Below are 1,150 nucleotides of genomic sequence, written 5' to 3'. Positions count from 1 at the left end.
ATGAATATAATATGTGTTATTTAAATCAATAAGGTCATGAATAGAATCATATATTACGTATCGATCACGTTACTAACGGTTGTTTCCTCATGCGGAAATAAAGAGACAAATGTATCCAGAAAGTTGACCTTGGATAATTGCCCAGTCATAGCACAGGTTATTAATCTGCAAGGAGATCCGGTGACTAGTTTAGACTTTTCTTCCGTAAAGGATACATTCAATTTATCGCTAAGCTCCTTGCTTTCTTCCTTTCAAGTTATTCGCCTAGAAAACTCGGAAGACGCATTGACCGCCGCAGGGCAAGATACCCATATAGCCGTGAGTGACCATTATATTTTAGTGAAATCTTTTAGGGCAGGCTCTTCATGTAAGCTCTATAACCGTAATGGGGATTTCATCAGAAAGATCTCCTCCCAAGGACAAGGGCCGGATGAATATAACCTATTTATTTATGATCAGTATTTAGATGAAAGTAATAATAAAATCTATCTAATGGAGATTCGTGCCTCTAAGATATTAGTGTTTGACTTCGACGGGCAGCCACAAAAACACATTCCTCTGGCCTATATAACCCATAAAGGCCGGTTCGTCATCAATGCCGAGAAAAAAACAGTAACCGTCATGTGCATACCTTTTCAGGGAACTCCCACCGCATTGATCTGGACGCAGGATTTCGAAGGCAATATCATCCAAGAATATCCGGTCTCCGACCAATTCATGTTGATCCCAAGCACTTACGATTATGAGGTACGAGAATCTTTGAATACCACCGCTTCCGACTTCTATCTTCATAATTGTATAGCCTCGCAAGACACACTTTATCATTATGACATAGACTCAAATACGCTACACCCTGCTTTTACGATGCATACGGGTCATGAGCCGATCTGCCATTATTTCACGGAGCTGCCCAATCACTTTCTAGTCACTTGGTATACGCAAACCTCTTGGAATAATGAGTTACCCCGTTTCCCGAAAATCCTAGTAGACAAACAAAGCCTTAAAGGTTGTTTCGTGAATTTGAAATGGAATATGCTAGGGAATATAGATGGGCCTACCAATCCGTCCTTCAATCGAGGTTATTTCACTGCGATCATGGAACCTTACGCATTAAAAGAGCAATTGGAAAAGGTTCTGACTTCCACTCAAA

The 1,150-nt window shown here is 40.5% G+C and carries 1 protein-coding gene; it reads left to right on the top strand.

All coding sequences use genetic code 11. The features are described from left to right. Positions 1-36: 36 nt before the first annotated feature. Positions 37-1,150: DUF4934 domain-containing protein (locus QVP94_RS02255; RefSeq protein ID WP_288213154.1), on the top strand; the 1,114-nt coding region annotated here is incomplete at its 3' end.

The organism is Parabacteroides sp. CAG:2, from assembly GCF_000436315.1.
GTDB classification, from domain to species: domain Bacteria; phylum Bacteroidota; class Bacteroidia; order Bacteroidales; family Tannerellaceae; genus Parabacteroides; species Parabacteroides distasonis.
Note: the sequence above shows the minus strand (reverse complement) of the source record. Positions and strands in the feature narration are given on the sequence as shown.